Source organism: Flavobacterium phragmitis (genome assembly GCF_900112575.1).
GTDB lineage: Bacteria > Bacteroidota > Bacteroidia > Flavobacteriales > Flavobacteriaceae > Flavobacterium > Flavobacterium phragmitis.
This window is the reverse complement of sequence record NZ_FOMH01000004.1, coordinates 276,353-298,733: the sequence shown is the minus strand read 5'-3', so window position 1 is coordinate 298,733 and position 22,381 is coordinate 276,353. Positions and strand designations below refer to the sequence as shown.

The 22,381-nt window shown below is 33.1% G+C and carries 18 protein-coding genes; 11 read left to right on the top strand and 7 right to left on the bottom strand.

What is annotated here, in order from left to right:
• Positions 1–201 precede the first annotated feature (201 nt).
• From BM289_RS09490 to BM289_RS09480, 3 genes are all read right to left on the bottom strand, one after another.
• On the bottom strand, positions 202–1,158 hold the full coding sequence (locus BM289_RS09490) for a GSCFA domain-containing protein (RefSeq protein WP_091492718.1): 957 nt from the start codon (positions 1,156–1,158) through the stop codon (positions 202–204).
• Positions 1,159–1,245: 87 nt separating this feature from the next.
• Positions 1,246–2,040: a hypothetical protein gene (locus BM289_RS09485; protein ID WP_091492717.1), complete on the bottom strand. Its 795-nt coding sequence runs from the start codon at positions 2,038–2,040 to the stop codon at positions 1,246–1,248.
• Between the two features lie 139 nt (positions 2,041–2,179).
• Positions 2,180–2,980, bottom strand: coding sequence for a hypothetical protein (locus BM289_RS09480; RefSeq protein ID WP_091492715.1), 801 nt, complete (start codon positions 2,978–2,980; stop codon positions 2,180–2,182).
• Positions 2,981–3,134: 154 nt separating this feature from the next.
• Here BM289_RS09480 and BM289_RS09475 point away from each other — a divergent pair, with 154 nt between their 5' ends.
• Positions 3,135–4,271: a matrixin family metalloprotease gene (locus tag BM289_RS09475; RefSeq protein WP_091492714.1), complete on the top strand. Its 1,137-nt coding sequence runs from the start codon at positions 3,135–3,137 to the stop codon at positions 4,269–4,271.
• A gap of 49 nt (positions 4,272–4,320) precedes the next feature.
• Here BM289_RS09475 and BM289_RS09470 read toward each other — a convergent pair whose 3' ends face one another.
• Positions 4,321–5,061, bottom strand: coding sequence for a hypothetical protein (locus tag BM289_RS09470; protein ID WP_091492712.1), 741 nt, complete (start codon positions 5,059–5,061; stop codon positions 4,321–4,323).
• A 291-nt stretch (positions 5,062–5,352) separates the two neighbouring features.
• Between BM289_RS09470 and BM289_RS09465 the strand changes: the two genes are divergently transcribed.
• Positions 5,353–7,098 (top strand): ABC transporter ATP-binding protein, encoded by a 1,746-nt coding sequence (locus BM289_RS09465; protein ID WP_091492710.1) that lies wholly within the window; start codon positions 5,353–5,355, stop codon positions 7,096–7,098.
• A gap of 275 nt (positions 7,099–7,373) precedes the next feature.
• On the opposite strand, the gene BM289_RS09460 is transcribed toward BM289_RS09465, so the two are convergent.
• Both BM289_RS09460 and alaS read right to left on the bottom strand, forming a co-directional pair.
• Positions 7,374–8,153: a hypothetical protein gene (locus BM289_RS09460; RefSeq protein ID WP_091492709.1), complete on the bottom strand. Its 780-nt coding sequence runs from the start codon at positions 8,151–8,153 to the stop codon at positions 7,374–7,376.
• 202 nt (positions 8,154–8,355) lie between these two features.
• Entirely contained in the window at positions 8,356–10,995 is a 2,640-nt protein-coding gene (alaS, locus tag BM289_RS09455; protein ID WP_091492707.1) for an alanine--tRNA ligase, read from the bottom strand.
• 277 nt (positions 10,996–11,272) lie between these two features.
• Here alaS and BM289_RS09450 point away from each other — a divergent pair, with 277 nt between their 5' ends.
• The 9 genes from BM289_RS09450 (at position 11,273) to BM289_RS09410 (ending at position 19,466) form a co-directional block, all read left to right on the top strand.
• On the top strand, positions 11,273–12,250 hold the full coding sequence (locus tag BM289_RS09450; RefSeq protein ID WP_091492706.1) for a M23 family metallopeptidase: 978 nt from the start codon (positions 11,273–11,275) through the stop codon (positions 12,248–12,250).
• 48 nt (positions 12,251–12,298) lie between these two features.
• On the top strand, positions 12,299–12,631 hold the full coding sequence (locus BM289_RS09445) for a MerR family transcriptional regulator (protein ID WP_091492704.1): 333 nt from the start codon (positions 12,299–12,301) through the stop codon (positions 12,629–12,631).
• Between the two features lie 34 nt (positions 12,632–12,665).
• Positions 12,666–13,250 carry a LemA family protein gene (locus BM289_RS09440; protein ID WP_091492703.1) on the top strand — a complete coding sequence of 195 codons (585 nt, stop codon included), beginning with the start codon at positions 12,666–12,668 and terminating at the stop codon, positions 13,248–13,250.
• A 31-nt stretch (positions 13,251–13,281) separates the two neighbouring features.
• Positions 13,282–13,719 carry a TPM domain-containing protein gene (locus BM289_RS09435; protein WP_091492702.1) on the top strand — a complete coding sequence of 146 codons (438 nt, stop codon included), beginning with the start codon at positions 13,282–13,284 and terminating at the stop codon, positions 13,717–13,719.
• A gap of 3 nt (positions 13,720–13,722) precedes the next feature.
• Positions 13,723–14,556, top strand: coding sequence for a TPM domain-containing protein (locus BM289_RS09430; RefSeq protein ID WP_091492871.1), 834 nt, complete (start codon positions 13,723–13,725; stop codon positions 14,554–14,556).
• Positions 14,557–14,649: 93 nt separating this feature from the next.
• The gene (locus BM289_RS09425) at positions 14,650–15,063 is read left to right on the top strand and encodes an RrF2 family transcriptional regulator (RefSeq protein WP_012023964.1); all 414 of its coding nucleotides are present in this window, start codon (positions 14,650–14,652) and stop codon (positions 15,061–15,063) included.
• A gap of 245 nt (positions 15,064–15,308) precedes the next feature.
• Entirely contained in the window at positions 15,309–17,855 is a 2,547-nt protein-coding gene (locus BM289_RS09420; RefSeq protein WP_091492700.1) for a TonB-dependent receptor, read from the top strand.
• Positions 17,856–18,060: 205 nt separating this feature from the next.
• The gene (locus BM289_RS09415) at positions 18,061–18,606 is read left to right on the top strand and encodes a hypothetical protein (RefSeq protein ID WP_091492699.1); all 546 of its coding nucleotides are present in this window, start codon (positions 18,061–18,063) and stop codon (positions 18,604–18,606) included.
• A gap of 125 nt (positions 18,607–18,731) precedes the next feature.
• Positions 18,732–19,466 carry a DUF2490 domain-containing protein gene (locus BM289_RS09410; protein ID WP_091492697.1) on the top strand — a complete coding sequence of 245 codons (735 nt, stop codon included), beginning with the start codon at positions 18,732–18,734 and terminating at the stop codon, positions 19,464–19,466.
• A 145-nt stretch (positions 19,467–19,611) separates the two neighbouring features.
• Here the strand turns inward: BM289_RS09410 and BM289_RS09405 are convergent, their stop codons facing one another.
• Positions 19,612–22,368, bottom strand: coding sequence for an outer membrane beta-barrel protein (locus BM289_RS09405; RefSeq protein ID WP_091492696.1), 2,757 nt, complete (start codon positions 22,366–22,368; stop codon positions 19,612–19,614).
• Positions 22,369–22,381 lie beyond the last annotated feature (13 nt).

The window sequence follows — 22,381 nt, the reverse complement described above, 5'->3', positions numbered from 1 at the left end:
TATTCTAGAATTTTATTGTTGTTTTTGCCACGAAGGCGCTATGACGAGAAGTTTTGAGTTAATTTTTGCCACAGATTACACGAATTAACACAGATTAAAAATAAAGCTGGATTATTTAAAAAAAATCCTTGAAATCTTTCTAATCTGTGGCAAAAAAAGTCAGCTAATTTCTAAACTGTTGGTTTTAACCAGTCACTGCGATTAAAATTTAATATGCGGTATTTTTTCTCCCATCTGATTTATTTTCTGCTGAAGTTTTGCTAAGAATTTTTGGTGTTGTTCTGATTCGGGATTGAAACTTCTGTGACGAAGGCTTTTCTGAATTTCATCGACTTCCTGCATTATCGAAATACTGCTTTCTGAAATATAATTTTCGCTGAAAAGCTTCCAGATATAATCAATCGCGATTTGATTTGGGTGTAACATATCTTCATTATAAAAACGATAATCGCGAAGCTCATCCATCATGATTTCGTATGAGGGGAAGTATTCAGTGGTCAGTTTGGAGTGGTCAGTTTTGAGAACCGAATGCAGAGCTGAAAATAAATGTGATTTACTTAACTGATTTTCTACAAAGCCGTCTTTGATATGTCTGACAGGAGAAATAGTAAAAATGAAATTGATATTTGGATTTAAAGCCTGAACTAAATCCATTGTGTTTTGGATGCTTTTCTGAATTATTTCTACCGATAACAATTCTTTTGAAAATTGTTTTTGCGGTACTTTATGACAATTAGCCACTACTTCATCCTTTTCTAGAATTCTATAAATCCAGGAAGTTCCAAAAGTGATAATGAGATGTGTCGCTTCTTTTAGTTGTTTGTTTGTTTCTGAAATAGCTTTGTTCAATGTTTCCAACAATTCCTGTCGGTCTGCATTACTTAAATCAGAATGAACTTCAAAAGAATGCCAGCGTTCGTTGTGAAAGAAAACGTCTTTTTCTTCAAATTCTTGCTCTTTACAAACTCTTTCAAACAATTTGGCTATCGAAACGGAATTAAAGATAATTCCAAACGGATTGGTTTCGTTTTGGAATTTAAAATAATCGAATTTCTCTGCCATATTTTCTGCAAAACAAGAACCAATAGAAAGTATTTTCGAATGATAATCGATTGGCGAATTACTTTTTGAAATTGGGATTGGAGTTCTGAATTGCATGAGATTTTATTTGAACACGAATTTCGCCAATTATCAGCAATAAAAAAACCAAATACCGAAAGTATTTGGTTTTTATAAATTCTTAAACTAATAAGTAAAATACATTTCATATTCGATTGAAACACCCCAACTATCATAAGAAGTATGTTTTGTCGGGTAATCTTTGTCATTATAATCATAAGTTGTTAAATAAACAGCTGTATTTGAGTGCTCTGATGATTTGGCTGTTGTTTTGACAACATTGTTTTGACCAACTTCACTGATTTCATTTAACAGCAGTTTGAAGCCTGCAACATTTTTCAGAGGGTTATTTTTTGTATCGTACTCATATTCTCTCGTTATTGTTACAGAATTACTGGTTCTTTGTTCTTTGATCAGATTTCCATTTTTATACGTCAGGCTTCCTTCACTGCTTTTAATTTCAGCTTTTGTATCTCTATCAACATTGTAATTGATAAAAGAAATGGATTCATTTGAAATATGATTATAAACTACTTTTTCAATATAATATCCATCAGGATATTGATCCGTAATATTTTCTTTAAAAATTCTGGTTTTTAGTTTTCCGTTTTCGTATGTATAAACTACTTCATCAGTTTTGGTTTCTTTTCCTTGTTCATCCACATCAAAAACTTCTTGCTTCGTTATAACATCACCAGTATAGGTAAATACTGTTTTCGAATATTCATTGATAGTGCTTACAATTTTATTTCCATTGAAACTTAACGTACTTGTTCCATTTCTTCCTAAATAAGCACCAGGATAAATGAAGGAAATGGTTTGAGGTAAAACAGAAGTATCTCCTGAAGAGGAACCATCTTCGCTGGAGCAGGAAATTGCAATAAAAGATAATGCCGTAAAAAGGATTAATAGTTTTTTCATTTTTTTAGTAGGTTAAATTTGTTCTTTCAAAGAAAATCAAACCAAATAAAAAAAGCAATAAAATCTTACCTTATTTTAGTACTAAAAAAACTTTTTGTGGCAATTATAAAAATAAATTTCAAATAACAATACTAGAAATTCAGTATCCATACTCCGTAATACTGATAATTCTGCCTGCATAATCATAAGTTGTTTTCTTGATTGGATAACTTTTTTTATTGTACTCATAAACCATTGTACAGGCATACGGTTCGAATACAATACTTCCAGAAACAATTGGAGAATAAGAGTATCTTGTTAAATTATTAAAAGAAGAAATATTGGTTTCAGAACCAAAAATTTCCTGACCTAAAAGCAGATTAAATCCTAACACATTTTTGAACGCATTATTATATTTATCATACTGAAAACGTGAACAGGTTATAACATTATCATATCCCCAATTCGAAACCAGATTTATTAAATTTCCATTCTCCATTGTTAAAACAACTAATCCCGGATTTTTTGACTCTATCTTTGTTTGAGTGTCAAAAATATACGTTTCCATAGTAACAGAACCATTGTCATTTTTACTATAAACGTATTTCATTTGTTTTCCATTCAATATTTTAGAAACTGTTTTTAAGCTTCCCTTTTCATATTCATAAAATGTCTCAGAGTATTTTACTTCTTCCCCATTTTGAATATTATATTTCACTTCACTAGAAATAAGATTATCGCGATATGAGTAACCAATCCTTTCGAATTTATTACTGACTTTTACAATCTTATTTTCATTGTAAACAATATTGGTCTCAAAATTATCTGATGGATTATCAGGATATATTGTTTTTAAAACTTTAGGCAAAATTATATTTTGGTTTTCTCCAAAATCTTCATTAGAGCAGGAAAACAAAACAAACAAAAGAATTGCCCAGCAATATGATAAATACTTTTTCATTTTTAGTTTAAATAACATGCAAAAAGAAACTTTTCTGGCAAGACATACTTTCCGCAAAAAGACATAATTATATCATTATAAGACACAATTAAGAATCTTCTTTAAAATGTATTTTATCTTCTTTTAATTTTGCCCTTTCTTCAATAAGATAAACATGCAAAGAATTATCACATTTCTAATACTCCCTGCTTTTTTACTTTTTTTTTCGTGTAACAATGAAGAAAATCGTGCTTCAAATGATGAGACAGGATGCTGCAGTTTTAATTTTATCGATTCAAAATCTTATCCAACCATAAAACCAGATGCTGCGATTATAACCTGGCCAAGATGGCAGATTGGTCAGACAATTAAGATTAAATTTTTGGATGGCGATGCCATTGCTCAAGAAAAAGTAAAAAGAATTGCCAACGAGTGGACAAAATATGCTAATCTAAAATTTGAATATGTCACCCCAAAAGAATATGCAGATATTCGAATTGGTTTTAATGTGGGAAGTTATGGAGCATGGTCGGTTTTAGGAATGAAATCTGCTTACGGCAATACAGAAGAACAATCGATGCGATTGGGTCCTCTAACATCGAGTAATGAAGCCTCAATACGAAGAACCATTTTACATGAATTTGGACATGCATTAGGCCTCATTCATGAAAATTCTAGTCCTGTTGCAACAATCAGCTGGGATTTACCTAAAGTATACAAATACTACAGTGATTTAAACGGCTGGTCTAAAGACCAAGTGGATCAGTTTGTTATAAAAAGCCCTGAGACAACCAATTACAGTGAGTACGATCCTCTTTCGATCATGCATTATTATGTACCAGCTTCTCTTACCACAAACGGAATTGCTGTAAATGAAATGAGTGATTTATCAATCATCGATATTACTTCGATAAACAAATGGTATCCTTTTCCTATTAGATCAATAATAGAATCTGGAGAAAGAATTGATTTTATTCCTTGGACACAAGCTATCAAATCTCCAAACGGACAGTTTGTACTGCAGTTTGATTCTGGACTGTTATCAATAAAAAATACTGTCAATAATACTATTATATGGCAGGAAGGAAATTCAAGGTACAGTAATCAGCCTTCGTGTTACTTGCAATCTGACGGAAATCTGATTATTAAAGGACATGCTTCAGGTTTTACTGCTCCCGAACAAATAACCTGGATGTCTGATACAGCGCAATATCCTGGAGCAACATTATATTTACAAAATGATGGCGATTTACAGTTAATTTATAATGGGACTGTAAAATGGTCTTCTAAAAATGGTAAACCCCAGACATAAAAAAGCCAGAAACAAACGCTTCTGGCTTATATAATTTTTAGATATATTATTAATAGAAATACTCAAGAGTTCCCAAACTATCAGATCCTTTATCAACTTCTTTTGTTGGGTATCCTTGATCATTGTACGTAAAAGTACTGTTTGTCCATAAATCACCATCTGCTGTATCTGTTAAAATGTTAAATTTCACTCCATTTCCTTCTCCATCAACAAATGCAATTTTATCCATTCCTAATATATTTTTCGTAGGATTGTTTTTATTGTCGTATGTGTATTTGTGATCTGGCTGATTAGCCGTAATGGCTAAAATTTCACTAACTTCACCATTTACAAATTTAATAGTTGATGTTTCACCACCACTAGTTTGAGTTTTACTATCTCCTCTATATGACTTAACTGAAATGGTACCATCGGCATTGTAGGTGTAAACTTCTTTATATCCCCAATCCATATTTGGTTCTACTCTTACAAAAGTGGTTAATTTACCTTCTGCATTATAAGAAAAGGTATTGATCTGATCGATAGTTCCATCAGGGTATTTAAACTCTATTTTAGTAATTAAATCTCCTGTATAAGTGTAATATAGATTTGTATCTCCTGAATCATCAATGGCACTTACTATTTTATTACCATCATATTTGTAATTAATGGTCAGTTTTTCGCCATCAGAATTTGTAATAACTGTTTTTTTAAGTAATACAAGATCTGAAGAATCTGAAGAAGAATCATCACTTGAACAAGATGATAACAATAGAGTCAGTGCTCCAAAAAGGCATAAAATTTTTTTCATTTTTGATTTGGTTAAATTTGTTTTTGTTATTCGTGGCAAACCTAGTACAACCCAAAATCAAAACCTTACGTGATTCCACATCCAAAAGTATTCTCTATCCAAATATTTCTTAACAAATTAGTTTCCAACAACATAATCCCATAATTATTTACAAAAAATTTAAATAAAAAATAAATCAGAAAAAAAATACTAAATTAATCTATAAAAAATTTACATTTTTAATAACAGAAATCAACTTCACAAACTAAAACAATTCCTTACTTTTGCATCTTCCATTTTTTTAAATCACTTATGAAATTATTATATACTTACATCGTCAAACATAAAATGCTTCTATTTTTTGCTTTGATAATGGCTACTATCAACATTTGTTTCAGTTTATCAGACTCTGTAATTACAGGAAAATTAATGCAGGACTGCGGTGTCGGAATCGCAAAATATAAAGGCAACGAAATTGGTTTTATAAAATCATTGGCTTTCTGGCTTGGTCTTTCGCTTGGTGCTGCGATGATTTCCAGAATAACCAAAAATTTTCAGGATTACTTTACCAATGTTGTTATTCAGAGAACGGGCGCGCAAATGTATACTGACGGAATCAAAAAATCTCTGGATCTTCCTTATGCCGAATTTGAAGACCAACGAAGCGGTGAAACCTTAAGCAAACTGACTAAAGTTAGGATAGATTCTGAAAAACTGATTACACTTTCTATTTCTTTAATTTTTCAGACTATCATCGGTTTCATCTTCGTAATCGTTTATGTTGCCCGAATCGATTTCAGAATTTCGATTATCTTTTTAATTACGGCTCCAATTATTGCTTTGGTAAGTTTGTATTTAGGTAAGAAGATTAAAATCGTTTCTCGAAAAATTGTGAATCAGACTAATGCTTTGGCAGGTTCTACAACTGAGAGTCTGCGAAATATCGAATTGGTAAAAAGTCTTGGTTTAACATATCAAGAAGAGAAACGTTTAAATCTGAATACCTTTAAAATTCTTCAATTAGAATTAGAGAAAATCCGTTTCATTAGAAGCTTAAGTTTTATTCAGGGAACAACCGTTCACTTTTTAAGAACCTGTGTTGTTTTTGCTTTATATTATTTCTTGTTTGGCGGAAAAATTATCGTTGGAGATTTATTGACAATGGTATTTTTTACTTTCTTTATTTTTGGGCCTTTACAGGAGTTAGGAAACTTCATTATTGCTTTGAATGAAACGAAAGTTTCTATGGAGAATTTCAAACATTTATTAAATGCTCCGAAAGAGTTTCGTCCAAAAACTCCAAAACACGTTGGAGCTATTCAGAAATTACTTTTTTCCAATGTGAGTTTCCAGCATAGAACTGCTAAGTTTAAAGCAGTCGAAAACATTAATTTCGAAATCAAACAGGGACAAACCGTCGCATTTGTTGGGCCATCTGGTTCTGGCAAAACCACTTTGGTAAAATTATTAGTTGGACTATACACTCCTGCCGAAGGAGAAATTCGATACAATGATATTGATTCTACTGATATCGATTTATTAGACTTAAGAAAACAATTAGGTTTCGTAACTCAGGATGCACAACTATTCTCAGGAACAATCCGTGAAAATTTATTATTTGTTAAACCAAATGCAAGTGATGAAGATTTGTACGATGCGCTAAAACGTGCCAGCTGTGAAAAACTACTTAGACGTGCCGAAGATGGTTTAAACACAACAATCGGTGAAGGCGGAATCAAAGTTTCGGGCGGAGAAAAACAGCGCTTGTCTATCGCCAGAGCCATTCTTAGAAATCCGAATTTATTGATTTTTGACGAAGCTACTTCTGCATTGGATTCTATTACCGAAGAAGAAATTAATGATACTATTAGAAATATCTCAGACAAAAACAGAATCACAGTTTTAATTGCTCACCGTTTATCAACTGTAATGCATGCGGATAGAATTTTTGTTCTAGAACAAGGTAAAATCATCGAACAAGGTAAACACGAAGATTTAATTGTGGAGAAAGGACTTTATTATGCTATGTGGCGCCAGCAAATTGGTGAGAGAAAATAGTTTTTTTAAAGATGCTAAGTTTTTCAAGTTTAATCATCAGCAAACGTAATATCTGTCATTTCGACTGAAAGGAGAAATCGCACTAGTTTATCAACACAGATTGGCAACTTACTTTGCGGATTTCCGAGTGTGATTTCTCCTTTCAGTCGAAATGACATAAAATGAGAAATCACCACAAATACAAAACCCGACAGGTTTTTAAAAACCTGCCGGATTTACCTTTCGAAAAAAAATGTAAATTTAGGATAGACTTTTGTTAAACTTAAGAACCTTTTCTAATATTTGATTGTCTCTATCCTTTTTACAATTCCATCTGTTCCTAAATAATTTTGAGTAACAGGAAATCCATTATCATTATAAATATAGCTGTATGTTACTATATAATTTACTGCCCCATTTGTGCTATAAGAATACTCTAAAATATTGTTGCGTGAATATTTTGGGTCCAGCAGTAAATCAAAACCTAAAACTTTTGAATGAGAATTATTTTTTTCATCATATTTGTAGTCTCTTGATTTTGAAACTTTCGAGATATTAGTATATTCGATATCTTGAATAAGATTTAGGCCTTGAAAAGTAAGAGCCCCAACAATATTTTCTGTTTCTACTTGGGTTGTTGGATCAATATTATAAGTTTTATAATTAATCACATTAGTACCATCATGTACATATACATATTTTGTAATGTATTTGCCATTTGGAAAATCTTTACTGATCATTTCACAATTAAGTTTTTCTTTTAATTTTCCACTTTCATAAGTGTAAAGAATCTTGTCTGTCAACTCACCATTTTCAAAGTCTTCCGTTTTGGTTATTACGTTACCTGTATAAGTAAAAACCGTTTTAGTCCCATCTGTCGAAGTACTGTTTACAATCTTGTCTCCATTATACGAAATTGTAGAAGTATAATTTTCTTCTGAATCACTTAAATCTTGGTAAGAAATTGTTTTAGGTAGAATTACGTTTTGTTGTTCTTGCTTGGCATCATCACTTGAACAAGAATTTAGCACCATTGTTAAAGTCAGTCCTAAAAAATAAAATAAATTTCTTTTCATAATATAATTTTTAAATTAGACTGCAAAATGATAGATTTCTGCCTTAACAAAAAGCTCGTAAAAGACACAAAAACAACACTTTAAGACATTTACAAGCAAATCATATTAATACAAAAACCCGACAGGTTTTAAAAACCTGTCGGGTTTGAATTGAATTATAAAAACTTAGTCCCTTAGTAACTTAGAACCTTAGCATCTTTAATTACTTCACAAAATCAACCGCTTTAGCAAGCGCCTCTCCAATTCCATCAACATTTTTACCTCCAGCAGTTGCGAAGAAAGGCTGTCCTCCTCCACCACCTTGGATATATTTCCCTAATTCGCGAACCACTTGTCCTGCGTTTAGGTTTTTCGCTGCTACAATTTCTTTAGAAATATAACAAGTCAACATTGGTTTTCCTTCATGAGCTGTCGCGAAAACTACGAATAAGTTGTTATAAGAACCGCCCAATTCGTAAGCCAAATCTTTTGCTCCTTCTGGGTTTAAATCTACTTGTTTTGCTAAGAATTGAACGCCGTTGATTTCTTGTAATTCTTTAGCCAAATCCGCTTTCATATTTTTAGCCTTATCTTTTAATAAAGCTTCTAATTGTTTTTTCAACTGAGCATTTTCATCTTGCAATGCTAAGATTGATTTTACCGGATCCTGAGCATTTTTAAGAGCTTCCTTAATTTCATTTAAAGAAACAGCCTGAGACTCAAAATATTCTTTTGCAGCTTCACTTGTAATGGCTTCAATTCTTCTGATTCCAGCTGCAACAGCTCCTTCTGAAATGATTTTAAAATGCCAGATATCTGATGTATTCGCAACGTGTGTTCCTCCGCATAATTCGACAGAATCACCGAATTTAATCATACGAACTAAATCACCATATTTCTCACCAAATAAAGCGATTGCTCCTTCTTCCAAAGCCTGCTCTTTTGGAATTCCTCTTTTTTCAATTAATGGCAGACTCTCACGAATCCTTGCATTTACGAAATTTTCTACTTCTACCAATTCTTCATCAGTTACTTTAGAGAAATGAGAAAAGTCGAAACGTAAAGATGCATTTCTTACCATCGACCCCTTTTGCTCAATATGGGTTCCTAAAATCTTACGCAAACCTTGGTGTAATAAATGCGTAGCCGAGTGATTTGACGAAGTTTTAGCTCTCTGATTAGCATCAACAACCGCATTAAAAGTCCCTGTAAGGTTTTCAGGCAACGATTTTGCTAAATGTATTGTTTGGTTATTTTCTTTTTTCGTATCGATAATATAAACGATATCACCGTTTTGAGCTTCTAAATATCCTTTGTCTCCTGTTTGTCCTCCGCTTTCTCCGTAAAATGGAGTTGCATTGAAAACCAATTGGAAAATCTCACCGTCTTTTGCACTTTCAACTCTACGGTATTTCGTGATTTTTACCTGATGCGATAATCTGTCATATCCAATAAATTCCTGAACGTCATCTTCTACAAGTACATTCCAGTCTCCAGCCGTTACTTTAGACGCTGCTCGAGATCTTTCTTTTTGCAATTGTAATTGCTCTTGGAATCCTTCTTCGTCCAATTTCAATCCCCTTTCAGAAAGAATCAAAGCGGTTAAATCAATTGGAAATCCGTAAGTATCATACAATTCAAATGCTTTTTTACCATCAACAGTATCACCGTTGTTATTTAAAATTACAGCATCCAAAAGAATCAATCCCTGATCTAATGTTTTAAGGAATGAATTTTCTTCTTCACGAATTACATTCGAACAAAGTGCTTTCTGCGTTCTGATTTCTGGGAAAGAATCTCCCATCTGCTCGCTTAGTGTTTCAACCAATTTAAAAATAAACGGCTCTTTTGTTCCTAAGAAAGTAAATCCGTAACGAATTGCACGACGTAGAATTCTACGAATCACATATCCTGCACCCGTGTTAGAAGGCAACTGACCGTCAGCAATAGCAAAAGCTACCGCACGAACGTGATCTGCCACTACACGAATAGCGATATTCATTTTATTTTGTTCTTCACTAATGCCTGTTACATCATTAGTGGTATATTTTGCTCCGGTAATGGTTTCGATTTCTCTAATTAAAGGCATGAAAACATCAGTATCATAGTTTGATGTTTTTCCTTGTAAAGCCATGCATAAACGCTCAAATCCCATTCCGGTATCAACGTGCTGTGCTGGAAGTTTTTCTAATGAACCATCCGCTTTACGGTTAAATTCCATAAATACGTTATTCCAGATTTCAACTACTTGAGGATGATCATTATTTACTTCTTCTTTGCCTGGTTTTAAAGCTTTTTCTTCTGCAGAACGTAAATCAACGTGAATTTCAGAACAAGGGCCGCATGGTCCCTGATCTCCCATTTCCCAGAAATTATCTTTTTTATTTCCAAGAATAATTCGGTCTTCATCAATTAATGTCTTCCAGATATCCCAAGCTTCCTGGTCAAACGGAACATTATCCTCTTTACTTCCTTCAAAAACAGAAACATAAAGATTCTCTTTAGGGATTTTATACACTTCTGTCAATAATTCCCAAGCCCAGTTGATTGCTTCTTTTTTGAAATAATCTCCAAAAGACCAGTTTCCTAACATTTCAAACATAGTGTGGTGGTAGGTATCAATACCAACCTCTTCAAGGTCATTATGTTTTCCTGAAACACGAAGACATTTTTGCGTATCGGCTATTCTTGGACTTTTTGGAGTTCCGTTTCCTAAGAAAAATTCTTTAAACTGGGCCATTCCCGAGTTGTTGAACATTAAGGTTGGGTCGTCTTTAAGTACAATAGGAGCTGAAGGAACAATAGTATGCCCTTTACTCTCAAAAAAATCTAAAAATTGTTTACGTACGTCTTGTGATTTCATATTTAAATTAGAAAAATGTGTCTGTTTAATGTGCCATTTTGATAATTAGACCATTAGATAATTTATTCATTTGATGATGCGTTAAGTTTTTTATAATGAAATCAAAAAACTTATATTATAAACAATAAATTGCCTATTTTGCGCATTATCTAATGATAAAATAGCCCCAATATCTAATCATTAATTCTTGCAAAAAAAGTGTAGATGTACTGAAACATTTTATCGTTTCGTTCGACTAACTTATTTTACAGGGAGCAAAAATAGCGTATTTTAAAATATGGCGAAAGTAAAATATTATTACGACTCAGAAAATCTGGCTTATACGAAAATAAAAACCAGAAAAAGAATAAAAATTGGTTATGCCTTATTGTTTTTGCTGGCTTCAGCTTTATTTGGTTTTTTAGTTTTTGTACTATTAATTAACACTCCATATTTTGAAACTCCAAAAGATCGTTTACAAGCTCGTGAGATTGAAAATTTAAAACTGCAATATGCCATTTTGAATAAAAAACTGGATGAAATTGACGAAGTGGCAGACGCATTAGAAGAACGAGACAATAATATTTATAGAATCTATTTTAATAAAGCCGAAATTCCTGATTCAATTAGAAAAGCTGGATTTAGAAATCCAGAAAGATACAAGATTTTAGAAGGTTATAATAATTCTCAGTTGGTTTTAAATACCACAAAAAGGGTGGATAAACTTTCAAAAGAATTAGCCATTCAATCAAAATCATTAGATGAAATATTGAAATTAGCTGGAGCGAAAGAAAGTTTATTATTAGCGATTCCTGCCATTCAACCTGTTCAGAATGAAAACTTAAAAAGAGTGGCTTCCGGATTTGGCTACAGAATTGATCCTTTCACGAAAGTGCGAAAAATGCACAACGGAATGGATTTTACAGCCAATACAGGCGCGCCAATTTATGCTACTGGAGACGGTGTCGTAGCAAGAGCAGATAATACAGCATCCGGCTATGGAAACCACATTGTGATCAGGCATGGTTTTGGATATGAAAGCCTGTATGCGCATTTAAGCAAATACAACTGCAGACCTGGACAAAAAGTCAAACGTGGCGATGTAATTGGATATGTTGGAAGCACCGGAAGATCCGAGGGGCCACATTGTCACTATGAAGTGCATAAAGATGGTAAAGTCGTAAACCCGCTTAATTTCTACTACGGAAATATTTCGGCTGTAGAATATGTGGCAATTTCTCAAATGGCAAATCAAGAAAACCAATCATTAGATTAATATTCCGAAAAAATAGTATTTTTGAAGTAAAATAGTAAAAAACGAATCATGCATATTGAACTTTCTAAAGACAAAAGATATTACAGTATTGGCGAAGTGGCCAAAGCTTTTAATGTCAATGCTTCTTTGATACGATTTTGGGACAGTGAATTTGATATTCTAAAACCCAAAAAAAATGCAAAGGGAAACAGAATGTTCACACCCGAAGATATTACCAACCTGCAATTGATTTATCATCTTGTAAAAGAGAGAGGTTTTACGCTGGAAGGAGCCAAAATACACTTAAAAGAAGGACAAAAGAAAACGTTAGATAAATTCGAAATAATACGTAAATTAGAGTCCATAAAAACACAATTAAACGACATCAAAAACGAATTGTAATTAAAAATTGAAATAAACTTAAATCAAAACAAATATGAAAAAGTGGTTAATCCCTGTAGGAATTATTATAGCACTTATTGCTATTATCGCATTTTGGTCGATTGGTATTAAAAATACTGCTTTACAACACAGTCAGGCGGTAAACAAAGAATGGGGAAATGTTCAAACGGCTTACCAAAGACGTAATGACCTTATTGGGAACTTAGTAAACACGGTAAAAGGTGCTGCTGACTTTGAAAAAGGTACTTTAACAGCTGTAATCGAAGCACGTGCAAAAGCTACTTCTGTAACAATTGATCCAAGCAATGTAACTCCTGAGCAATTGGCAGCATTTAATCAGGCTCAAAGCGGTGTAAGCTCTTCTTTATCAAGATTATTGGTTTCTGTTGAACAATATCCAACTTTAAAAGCTAATGAAAACTTCTTGAAATTACAGGACGAATTAGCGAGTACTGAAAATCAGATTTTAACGGCTAGAACTCGTTTCAACGAATCGGTACAAACGTACAACGGTTATGTTTTAAAGATTCCTAACAACTGGTTCTTAAGCGAATATAAAGAAAAACCATATTTCGAAGCTTCTACAGGTGCAGATAAACCAGTTGAAGTAAAATTCTAAAATCTACAATCTTAACTCTAAAATCATTTCCATGTCAAAAGTAGAAGATTTTTTAACCAAAGAAGAAGAGCACGAAATTGTTGAAGCTATTCGTATGGCTGAAAATAATACTTCTGGCGAAATTAGAGTGCATATAGAAAAAACAACTTCTAAAGCTCATTATGATAGAGCTTTAGAAGTTTTTCATGAATTACGAATGGATGAAACTAAATTGCAAAATGGTGTACTGCTTTATTTTGCTGTGGAAGATAAAAACTTTGTAATTTGTGGCGATAAAGGAATAAATGATTTAGTATCTGATGATTTTTGGGACTGTACCAAAGATATTATGATGAATCATTTTAAAGCTGGAAACTTTAAACAAGGCATTGTTGACGGTATCTTAAATGCCGGAGAACAATTAAAAAAATATTTCCCTTCTCAGGAAGATGATATCAACGAGTTATCAAACGAAATTTCAAAAGGATAAATGATGAAAAATTCTCAAAATAAAATCTCAAATTCCAATAGAATTTTTCAGTTAACCTCTTTGTTTGTCGCGTTTTTTATCTGCAATACAATTTTTGCACAATTTGATATCCCGAAAAAACCTGATTTCCAAACTTCTGTTTACGACTACGCTAATGTTTTAAGTGCTTCTGAAAAAACGCAATTAGAAGAAAAGCTAGTTCGTTATTCTGATTCTACTTCTACTCAAATTGTAGTTATTACTATCGAAAGCTTAAAAGGTGAAGATGTAAGCCAACTGGCTACAAAATGGGCTCAAACTTGGGGATTTGGCCAAAAGAACGAAGACAATGGTGTTATTATTTTATTAGCTAAAAATGAAAGAAAAATTGCTATTAATCCTGGATATGGTTTAGAAGATAGATTGACTGCTGGTATTGGTGGAACCATAATTCGTAATATTATAGTTCCAGAATTTAAAGCGGGAAGTTATTATCGCGGACTTGACAAAGGAGCCGATGCACTTTTTGACGTTTTTACAGGAAAATACAAAGGAGAACGTAAAAAATCCAAAGGACAAGATTTCCCAATTTTACCTTTTATTGTTATTGTAGTTATTGTTTTGATTTTATTATCTCGAAATAAAAGAGGTGGTGGTGGAAATTCTGGTAACAATGGAGGTGGTGGTCCTAGTCTTCTCGATGTCATTATTCTAAGTAATCTTGGAAGAAGTGGCGGAGGTGGATTTGGCGGTTTCGGTGGTGGATCATCCGGAGGTGGTTTTGGCGGAGGCGGAGGCTTCGGCGGTGGTTTTGGCGGAGGCGGATTCTCTGGAGGAGGTTCTAGCGGAAGTTGGTAATTTAGTATGTTTCTAATTTTCTTTGTTTCAGACTTCGAGTTTAGGTTTCAATATTAAAAAATCATACATTTACATTTTACAATTTATTAATAGATGTTATCACATAAAGCAAAATACGCCCTTAAAGCCTTACTTTATTTAGCAGAACAAGACGAAAATCACATTTCCAGAACAGTGGAAATTGCTGATGGAGCCAATATTCCTAAAAAGTTTTTAGAACAGATTTTATTGGATCTAAAACGTGGGCGTTTTGTAAGCAGTAAGCAGGGAAAATTTGGCGGATACTATCTAATTAAATCCAAAAATGACATCACTTTGGCAGAAATTCACCGATTATTTGACGGTGCAATTGCTCTTTTGCCATGTGCTTCTTTAAATTTTTATGAGCCTTGTTCTGATTGTAAAACCGAGTCTGAATGCAGTCTGCGTCACGGTTTAATGCTAATTAGAGACAAAACTTTGAAGGCTATGGAAGGTATCACAATCGCTTCATTAGTAAAGAAATAAAAAAATATTTTTTAATCCCTAGTAAATCGATAGAATTAATTATATATATTTGCAAAAAATAATTAACAAACCAATAATAAATTCTATCTCATGAAAGTACATTTTAATCCCTCGGGTGTAACAAAACTTTTGCAAAATAAAACTAAGCTTTTCAGAACTGCTTCTGGCAATTCATGTATGATGTGTATGTGCTGTTAAAAAAATTTATTTTTAAACTCTACTAATCATATATACTTAATATAAAAATGAAAGCATCTATAAAAAATATCTTTACAATATTATCTTTTTTAACCTTCTCTATCTCGTTTGCACAAAACATTGAAGGTGTAGTTACAACAAGTGAAAACATTCCTTTAGAAGCCGTAAACGTGGTAATTAAAGGAACTACTCATAGCGCTATCACAGACAACAGCGGTAAATTCATCATCGATTCGGAAGGAAGACTTCCATTGACTCTTTTAATTCAATATGTTGGATACAAAACAACAGAAATCGAATTGACTGCAATTCCTGTAAATCCAATCCAGGTTGCACTTAAAGAAGAAAACGAACTTGTCGAAGTTGTCGTTTCTTCCAGAAGAAGAATCGAAAAAGTTCAAGATGTGCCGATTGCGATTTCTGTAATCACAGGAAAACAGGCAGAACAAACCGGAGCATTTAATGTAAATCGTATTAAAGAATTAGTTCCTTCAGTTCAGCTTTATTCTTCAAACCCAAGAAATACTGGAATCAACATTAGAAGTTTGGGTTCTCCTTTCGGATTAACCAACGACGGTATTGATCCTGGAGTTGGATTCTATGTCGATGGTGTTTATTTTGCACGTCCGGCTGCCACTACTTTAGACTTTATTGACGTTGAACAGATTGAGGTTTTACGTGGTCCGCAAGGTTCTTTGTTTGGAAAAAACACAACCTCTGGAGCATTTAATATTACAACTCGTAAACCAAGTTTTACTTCCGGTGCTGATTTTGAACTTAGCTACGGAAATTACTCTTTCCTGCAGGCTAAAGCATCTGTTACTGGAGCTTTAGGAAGTAAAGTAGCTGGTAGAATATCTTTTTCTGGCACCTCTCGCGACGGTTTAGTAGATAACGTTGCAACAGGAAGACCTACAAATACTTTAAGCAATCAAGGAATTAGAGGACAATTACTTTGGACTCCAACTGTAAATACAAATGTTATTTTTGCTGCTGATATCACAACACAGCGTCCCGATGGATATGCTCAAGTAATTGCAGGTGTTGCACCGACACAAAGAGCGGCTTACAGACAGTTTAATGCCATTATTGCCGATTTAAATTATCAGCTTCCAAGCTTAAATGCTTTTGATCGTAAAATTGACCATGATACTCCATGGAGATCAAATCAAGATATGGGAGGTTTCTCTTTAAATGTGGATACCAAAATTGGAGGCGGAACACTAACTTCTACAACTGCATGGCGTTTCTGGAACTGGGATCCATCCAATGACAGGGATTTTACAGGATTGCAAGTATTAGCTAAATCTCAGAATCCAACAAGACAAACACAAATTACACAAGAGGTTCGTTACGCTGGGCAAATTACTTCAAAAATAAGCGGTGTTGCCGGAGTATTCTTTATCGATCAGACATCGCAAACTGATGGAACCGAAGAATCTGGAAATGCACAATGGAGATTTGCACAAAGTTCAACGAGTGCATTATGGAAAACCCCAGGTCTTTTTGAAGGATACGGAATTAAAACTGATGCTAACATTAGAGCTTCAAGTGCCGCGGTATTTGGTCAGATTGACTGGGCTATTACAGATCGTCTGCATGTTTTGCCAGGTTTACGCTATAATTTTGATAAAAAAGATGCTCATTATGCTCGTACAACATACGGAGGTTTACAAACAACAGATCCAGCATTATTGGCTTTGAAAAAACAAGTATATTCTGATCAGGCATTTGATTCGGCAATTGATAACACAGACTTTTCTGGAAACATCACAGTTACTTTTAAAGCTTCGGATAAAATCAATGCTTATGGAACTTTTGCAAAAAGCTACAAACCAGTTGGTGTAAACGTTGCGGGGCTTCCTACAAACTCTGCAGGTCAGCCGTTATTGGAACTTGCTGTTATCAAACCTGAAAAAGTGTATCATTATGAGGTTGGAGTAAAAACTTCTCCTTTCAAAAATTCGATTTTTAATTTAGCATTATTTCAAACAGATATTAGAGATTTTCAAACTAATGTTCAAGCAGCTGAATTGGGTGTAAACCGTGGTTATCTTGCTAATGCAGATAAAGTGCGTGTACAAGGTGTAGAAGTAGATGCAAGTTTTGTATTCAGTGAGCATTTAACTGTTAATGGAGCTGTAACCTATACAGATGGTAAATATGTAAAATTCACAAATGCACCGCTTCCATTAGAAGAAACTGGAGCGCCAGTATCTTTCAAAGATGTCTCTGGAACAGCTCTTCCAGGAGCTTCAAGATGGGCAGGTTCATTAGGAGGAGAACTTTCTGATCGTGCGAGATTCTTCGGAAATGCAGGAAAAATTTTCTTAGCTGTTGATTCTTATGCTCGTTCTGAGTTTTCATCAAGCCCTTCTGCTTCTAAATATTTGGTGGTACAAGGTTATGCTATTTTCAATGCTCGTTTAGGTTTCCGTGCTTCACAAGGTTTATCTGTTCACTTCTGGGGACGTAACCTTTTAAATAAAGATTACTATGAGCAGTTATTGCCAGCAGGTGGAAATGCAGGACAATATGCTGGAGTTTTAGGTGATCAAAGAACCTATGGAATTACTTTGAAATATTCGCTATAGTAACAAGTGAATTGGTTAGTAAAGATGGGATATGCTTAAAAACATATCTCATCTTTTTTTATACAAAAAACTTAAATTGTTATTTTAAAACCTTACAGTGGCATTTTGTTTTATTTAAAGAAATGATATTTACTATTAAGACTTTGATAATCTTCTTTCTATCTAACATATAAAGTCTTAAAAGTGAAAATCAATTTATATTTCTATGCCACATTACTACAATTTTACAGCGTCAGCAAATCATATTTCTTATGATCCTTATTGGTATGTAAAATTGAACCTTCCATTAAACTCTTTTCTAGTAATTTGCTTTTTGACTTTGGGGCTTATCTATTTTTATGCTTACGATTCTAAAAATGGAATTATGATTGCAATCTTAGTAAGCATAATTTTTTTATTAAATTGCATCTACAGATTAAAAATCAAGCATAGGACAACATTTCTTTTTGACAAAATTGATAACAAATTCTATAAAATCACACCGTTTGGAAAAAAAGAAATCGCAGCGTTAAATACTATTTTAAACATTACAACAAAATCAGGGGCACATACTTACTGCTATATTCTAACTTCCAAAACAGGTTCTTCTATCAAACGATACTACTTGACCAATAACATCAGAAATGAAAATCAAAATAATCCTGAAGTTCGTTTTTTAGAAATGGAAATAATACCTCAGCTTGAATTATTCCTGAACTTAGATAAAGAACTTTTAATCGCATTAGACTCAAAAGACATATCTTCTATTTAGCCAAAACTTTTTTTGTTATCCAAAACAATCACAAAATCAAACAAAAAGCAGAATAAAAAACAAATCAAATTTCAAATCATATACTCCTGTTTGTATATATTCGCAGCCTGAATTTTATTGATTGAATGAAGATTTTCAAATTAATACTTATATTAATTTTTGGTCCCGTTTTATTGGCGCAAAATATAAAAAAGACCGATCAACAGACACTGACTTGGATTCGGTATTATAACATCTTTCCTTTAAGTGAAAAATGGGCTATTCATTCTGAATTTGACAATCGAAGTTTTGTCAATCCGATTCACGAAAATCTTTTTGTCATTCGGTCTCAAGCTCGTTATAGAGCAAACAAATTAATGGATTTTGGTGCTGGACTTGCTTATTTTAATGTCAATACACAAAACCCAAATGTAGATCCGGATTATTCTGTTCCCGAATATAGATCGCAGCAGGATTTGACTCTAATTAATGATATTGCTAAAATTACCTTTCATAATCGTTTTCAACTGGAAGAGCGTTTTATTCAAAAAACAGATAAAAATGGTCTTTTGAACGAATTCTCCTTTGCATACCGATTTAGATATCGTCTGCAATCTACTTTTACACTTTGGGAAAAAGACCAAAGCAGCTTAAAAGGAACTATTTCTGATGAAATTTTATTCAATTACGGCAAAGACAACAAAAGAAATACTTTTGATCAAAACAGATTTTATGTTGCTTTGCGTTATCACTTCACTCCTAATCTAGGTTTGGAATTAGGATATCTAAAGAATTTTCAAAGACGTGCAAGTGGTGTCGATTTTTACGACCGTGATATTATTCGCTTCACTGTTTATCATAGAATTAATCGTAGATTTTAGATTTTACTATAAAAAAACGGCAAATCATTTTATGATTTGCCGTTTTTTATTCTTTGTAACTCTGTAACTCTGTAACTTTGTGACTTTGTGACTTTGTAACTCTGTAACTCTGTAACTCTGTGACTTTGTCGCTTTGAACCTAAAACTAGAATTCTCCTCTCTGTCTTCCCTTTCCTCCTTTTTTACTTTCAGCGAAGTTTCCAATTTTATAGGCTAGAGAAAACATTACATAGCGTTTTAAAACTGTATTTTGTTCATCCCGAATCGAAGTTGCAGAGATAGTTCTGGTTGCGCTTTGGTTCTGATTTAAAACATCATACACTTTTACTTTTGCATATAATTTTTTATCTAAGAAACCATAAGACAAACTAGTATTCCAAAGAAAGAAATCTTTCTTAAAATCGTCTGAGATGTTTGAATTGTAAGTGTACCCAAAATCATTTCCAAAAATTAAATTCGCCGGCCAATATGAAGTGGTTTGTAGATTTATTCTGTGAATTACATTTGAAGTTGCATCTCTTGAATAGTTTTCATAACGTGTTTCATTATACGACAAACTGTATGATGGCGCAATCGAAAGCACTTCTCCATAATCGTAAGAAGCATAAACACTTGGTGTTACTACAAGAGATTTGGCACTATATAACTCGGCATTTGTGAATCCTTTATCAAAATTATAATTTCCGCTCAAACGCAAACCGTAACGCAAAGTATGCGCATCTTTTTTAATCTGTTGATTCCAGTTTCCACCAATAGATGTTGAATAAGTTCCTGAAATATTTACATAAGTCGTATTTCTTTTTCCGCTATCATCATAAATTGAAGTCGAAACTACATCATTGTTATAATAATCTCCCCTAATGTAAACACTATATCCCGAACGCGTTCTAAAATCAAAGTTTTTAAAGTCGATTCCTGCACTGTTTTTTTCAATCGGATTTAAATCTGGATTACCGATTACACTATTTAATGGATTATTTAAATTCGCTACAGGCATTAACTGAGTTGCTGACGGAAGCGCATTTGAATAATCATATTTAAAAGTCAGGTTTTTGGAACGATTAAATTTGTATCGAAGCTGCGCATTTCCATAAGGAAGCATATATCTTTTATTCAAATCGGTTGCTTGATTCAAATAAAAAGAATGATTATCAAACTCTACAATTGAAGTTCTTGAATTTAAATTCAGCGTAAATTTACTTTTCTGTAAAGTAATCCCAACTTTTGGAGAAATCGAATTCTGTTTTGAACTTGTATAATTTGTCAATGATAAATTCAAATCTGAATATTGGTCAGTATCTTCATCAAAATTGAATGTTTTTTGGTCATTTATAGAATTTTGCCAGTTAAAATCGGTTCCAAAACGCACTCGAACCGAATCTGTAATTGGTTCTGTATATTCTAAATCAATCGCATACGTATCACTTTTAGAAGTATTTTTTGCATTCTGATTTCTCTCATCATTCGGTTTTCCATCCTGATGGAAAATAGTTTCAGAAATATTAATTCCGTTCGAGTTATTTTTAGAATTATTGTTATTAAAAACAATACTAAGATTTCGCGACTTCTTTTCAAATACTTTATTGAAATTAATGCTGTTCGCAAAATTCGTATTAGAACCTTCTGTATGAGAAGTTGATGTACTTTCGTTTAATGCTTCACCATTTTCATCTACTGAAGAAGTAAAAGAAGAATTACTATTAGTAGAATTGGACTGATTTAAATTTGGAGCCACAACAAGACGCATTGTCGGATTGATTTTGTATTCCAGTTGAAAATTGGCATTATTCCCCGTATTTTCATTTTTGGTTTTAGAATCAGCCTCTGTTATAATATTTCCTGTCGGCAAAAAACTAACCTGATTCGATTTACTATCATTTTTAGTTACCGCATTCGTAAAATTGTAACTGCTCGTAAACTCCAAATCTTTCGTCCAATCATCAGAATAATTTATACCAGCCAAAGTCGATTGTGTGATTCCTCTTCCGCCACTGCTAGCACCTTGGCCTCCTTTTGCATTTCTTCCGCCTCCCATATTATCAAAAACCTCATCCATAGAAAAGCCGGTCGAATTGATATTATTAGAAGATGCCAAAACACTGATTTTTTGTTTGTTTTTGAAAAAGTTCATCATCAAACTGCTTTCATAATGCTCATCCGAGCCATATCCACCGAGAACTTTTCCGAAATATCCTTTATTTTTCTTTTCGTCAATAGTGATATTAATGCTCGAATAATCTGAAGTCGATTCTTGTTTAGCCAATTCCTCTTTCTTTGTTTTAAAGTCAGAAACCTGAACTTTTTTAATGATATCTGCAGGAAGATTTTTAATGGCTATAGCACCATCTTTATCAAAAAATGCTTTTCCGTTAACTAAGACCTGATTGACTTCTCGCCCATTCACCGTAATTTTTCCGGAATTATCAACATCAAATCCAGGTAATTGTTTCAATAAAGTTTCAACATTCGCATCTGGGCGAACTTTGTACGAAGGGGCATTAAATTCTAAGGTATCTTTTTTAATGGTAATTGGCGGTGCTTCAGATTTCACGATTACCTCGTTTAAAACATTAGCATTTTCAATCATATACAATTTTCCAAAGTCTTTACTTTCTGTAAGTCCTTTTTGTTCTTCAAAATAAGCTTGGTATCCTGTGTAATTTACTTTTAAGAAAACTGGTTTGTCAAACTTTTTAGTATTGATAATAAAATTTCCGTTTTTATCCGTCGTAGCATATTCAATCATAGTAGAATCTTTTACGGTGGTAAAATAAACGGTAGCAAGTTCAAGTGGAAGCTGTGTATTGATATCAACCACTGTTCCTTTAATAACGATATTATTTTGGGCATTTGCCGAATACACAAAAGCTAAAAACAATAGAAATGAATAAATTTTGGTCATAAATTAGGTTAGT

Excerpts from the sequence above, each read along its gene's own strand:
- BM289_RS09490 (WP_091492718.1), bottom strand. The coding sequence starts at position 1,158 with ATGCAATTCAGAACTCCAATCCCAATTTCAAAAAGTAATTCGCCAATC.
- BM289_RS09485 (WP_091492717.1), bottom strand. The coding sequence starts at position 2,040 with ATGAAAAAACTATTAATCCTTTTTACGGCATTATCTTTTATTGCAATT.
- BM289_RS09480 (WP_091492715.1), bottom strand. The coding sequence starts at position 2,980 with ATGAAAAAGTATTTATCATATTGCTGGGCAATTCTTTTGTTTGTTTTG.
- BM289_RS09475 (WP_091492714.1), top strand. The coding sequence starts at position 3,135 with ATGCAAAGAATTATCACATTTCTAATACTCCCTGCTTTTTTACTTTTT.
- BM289_RS09470 (WP_091492712.1), bottom strand. The coding sequence starts at position 5,061 with ATGAAAAAAATTTTATGCCTTTTTGGAGCACTGACTCTATTGTTATCA.
- BM289_RS09465 (WP_091492710.1), top strand. The coding sequence starts at position 5,353 with ATGAAATTATTATATACTTACATCGTCAAACATAAAATGCTTCTATTT.
- BM289_RS09460 (WP_091492709.1), bottom strand. The coding sequence starts at position 8,153 with ATGAAAAGAAATTTATTTTATTTTTTAGGACTGACTTTAACAATGGTG.
- alaS (WP_091492707.1), bottom strand. The coding sequence starts at position 10,995 with ATGAAATCACAAGACGTACGTAAACAATTTTTAGATTTTTTTGAGAGT.
- BM289_RS09450 (WP_091492706.1), top strand. The coding sequence starts at position 11,273 with ATGGCGAAAGTAAAATATTATTACGACTCAGAAAATCTGGCTTATACG.
- BM289_RS09445 (WP_091492704.1), top strand. The coding sequence starts at position 12,299 with ATGCATATTGAACTTTCTAAAGACAAAAGATATTACAGTATTGGCGAA.
- BM289_RS09440 (WP_091492703.1), top strand. The coding sequence starts at position 12,666 with ATGAAAAAGTGGTTAATCCCTGTAGGAATTATTATAGCACTTATTGCT.
- BM289_RS09435 (WP_091492702.1), top strand. The coding sequence starts at position 13,282 with ATGTCAAAAGTAGAAGATTTTTTAACCAAAGAAGAAGAGCACGAAATT.
- BM289_RS09430 (WP_091492871.1), top strand. The coding sequence starts at position 13,723 with ATGAAAAATTCTCAAAATAAAATCTCAAATTCCAATAGAATTTTTCAG.
- BM289_RS09425 (WP_012023964.1), top strand. The coding sequence starts at position 14,650 with ATGTTATCACATAAAGCAAAATACGCCCTTAAAGCCTTACTTTATTTA.
- BM289_RS09420 (WP_091492700.1), top strand. The coding sequence starts at position 15,309 with ATGAAAGCATCTATAAAAAATATCTTTACAATATTATCTTTTTTAACC.
- BM289_RS09415 (WP_091492699.1), top strand. The coding sequence starts at position 18,061 with ATGCCACATTACTACAATTTTACAGCGTCAGCAAATCATATTTCTTAT.
- BM289_RS09410 (WP_091492697.1), top strand. The coding sequence starts at position 18,732 with ATGAAGATTTTCAAATTAATACTTATATTAATTTTTGGTCCCGTTTTA.
- BM289_RS09405 (WP_091492696.1), bottom strand. The coding sequence starts at position 22,368 with ATGACCAAAATTTATTCATTTCTATTGTTTTTAGCTTTTGTGTATTCG.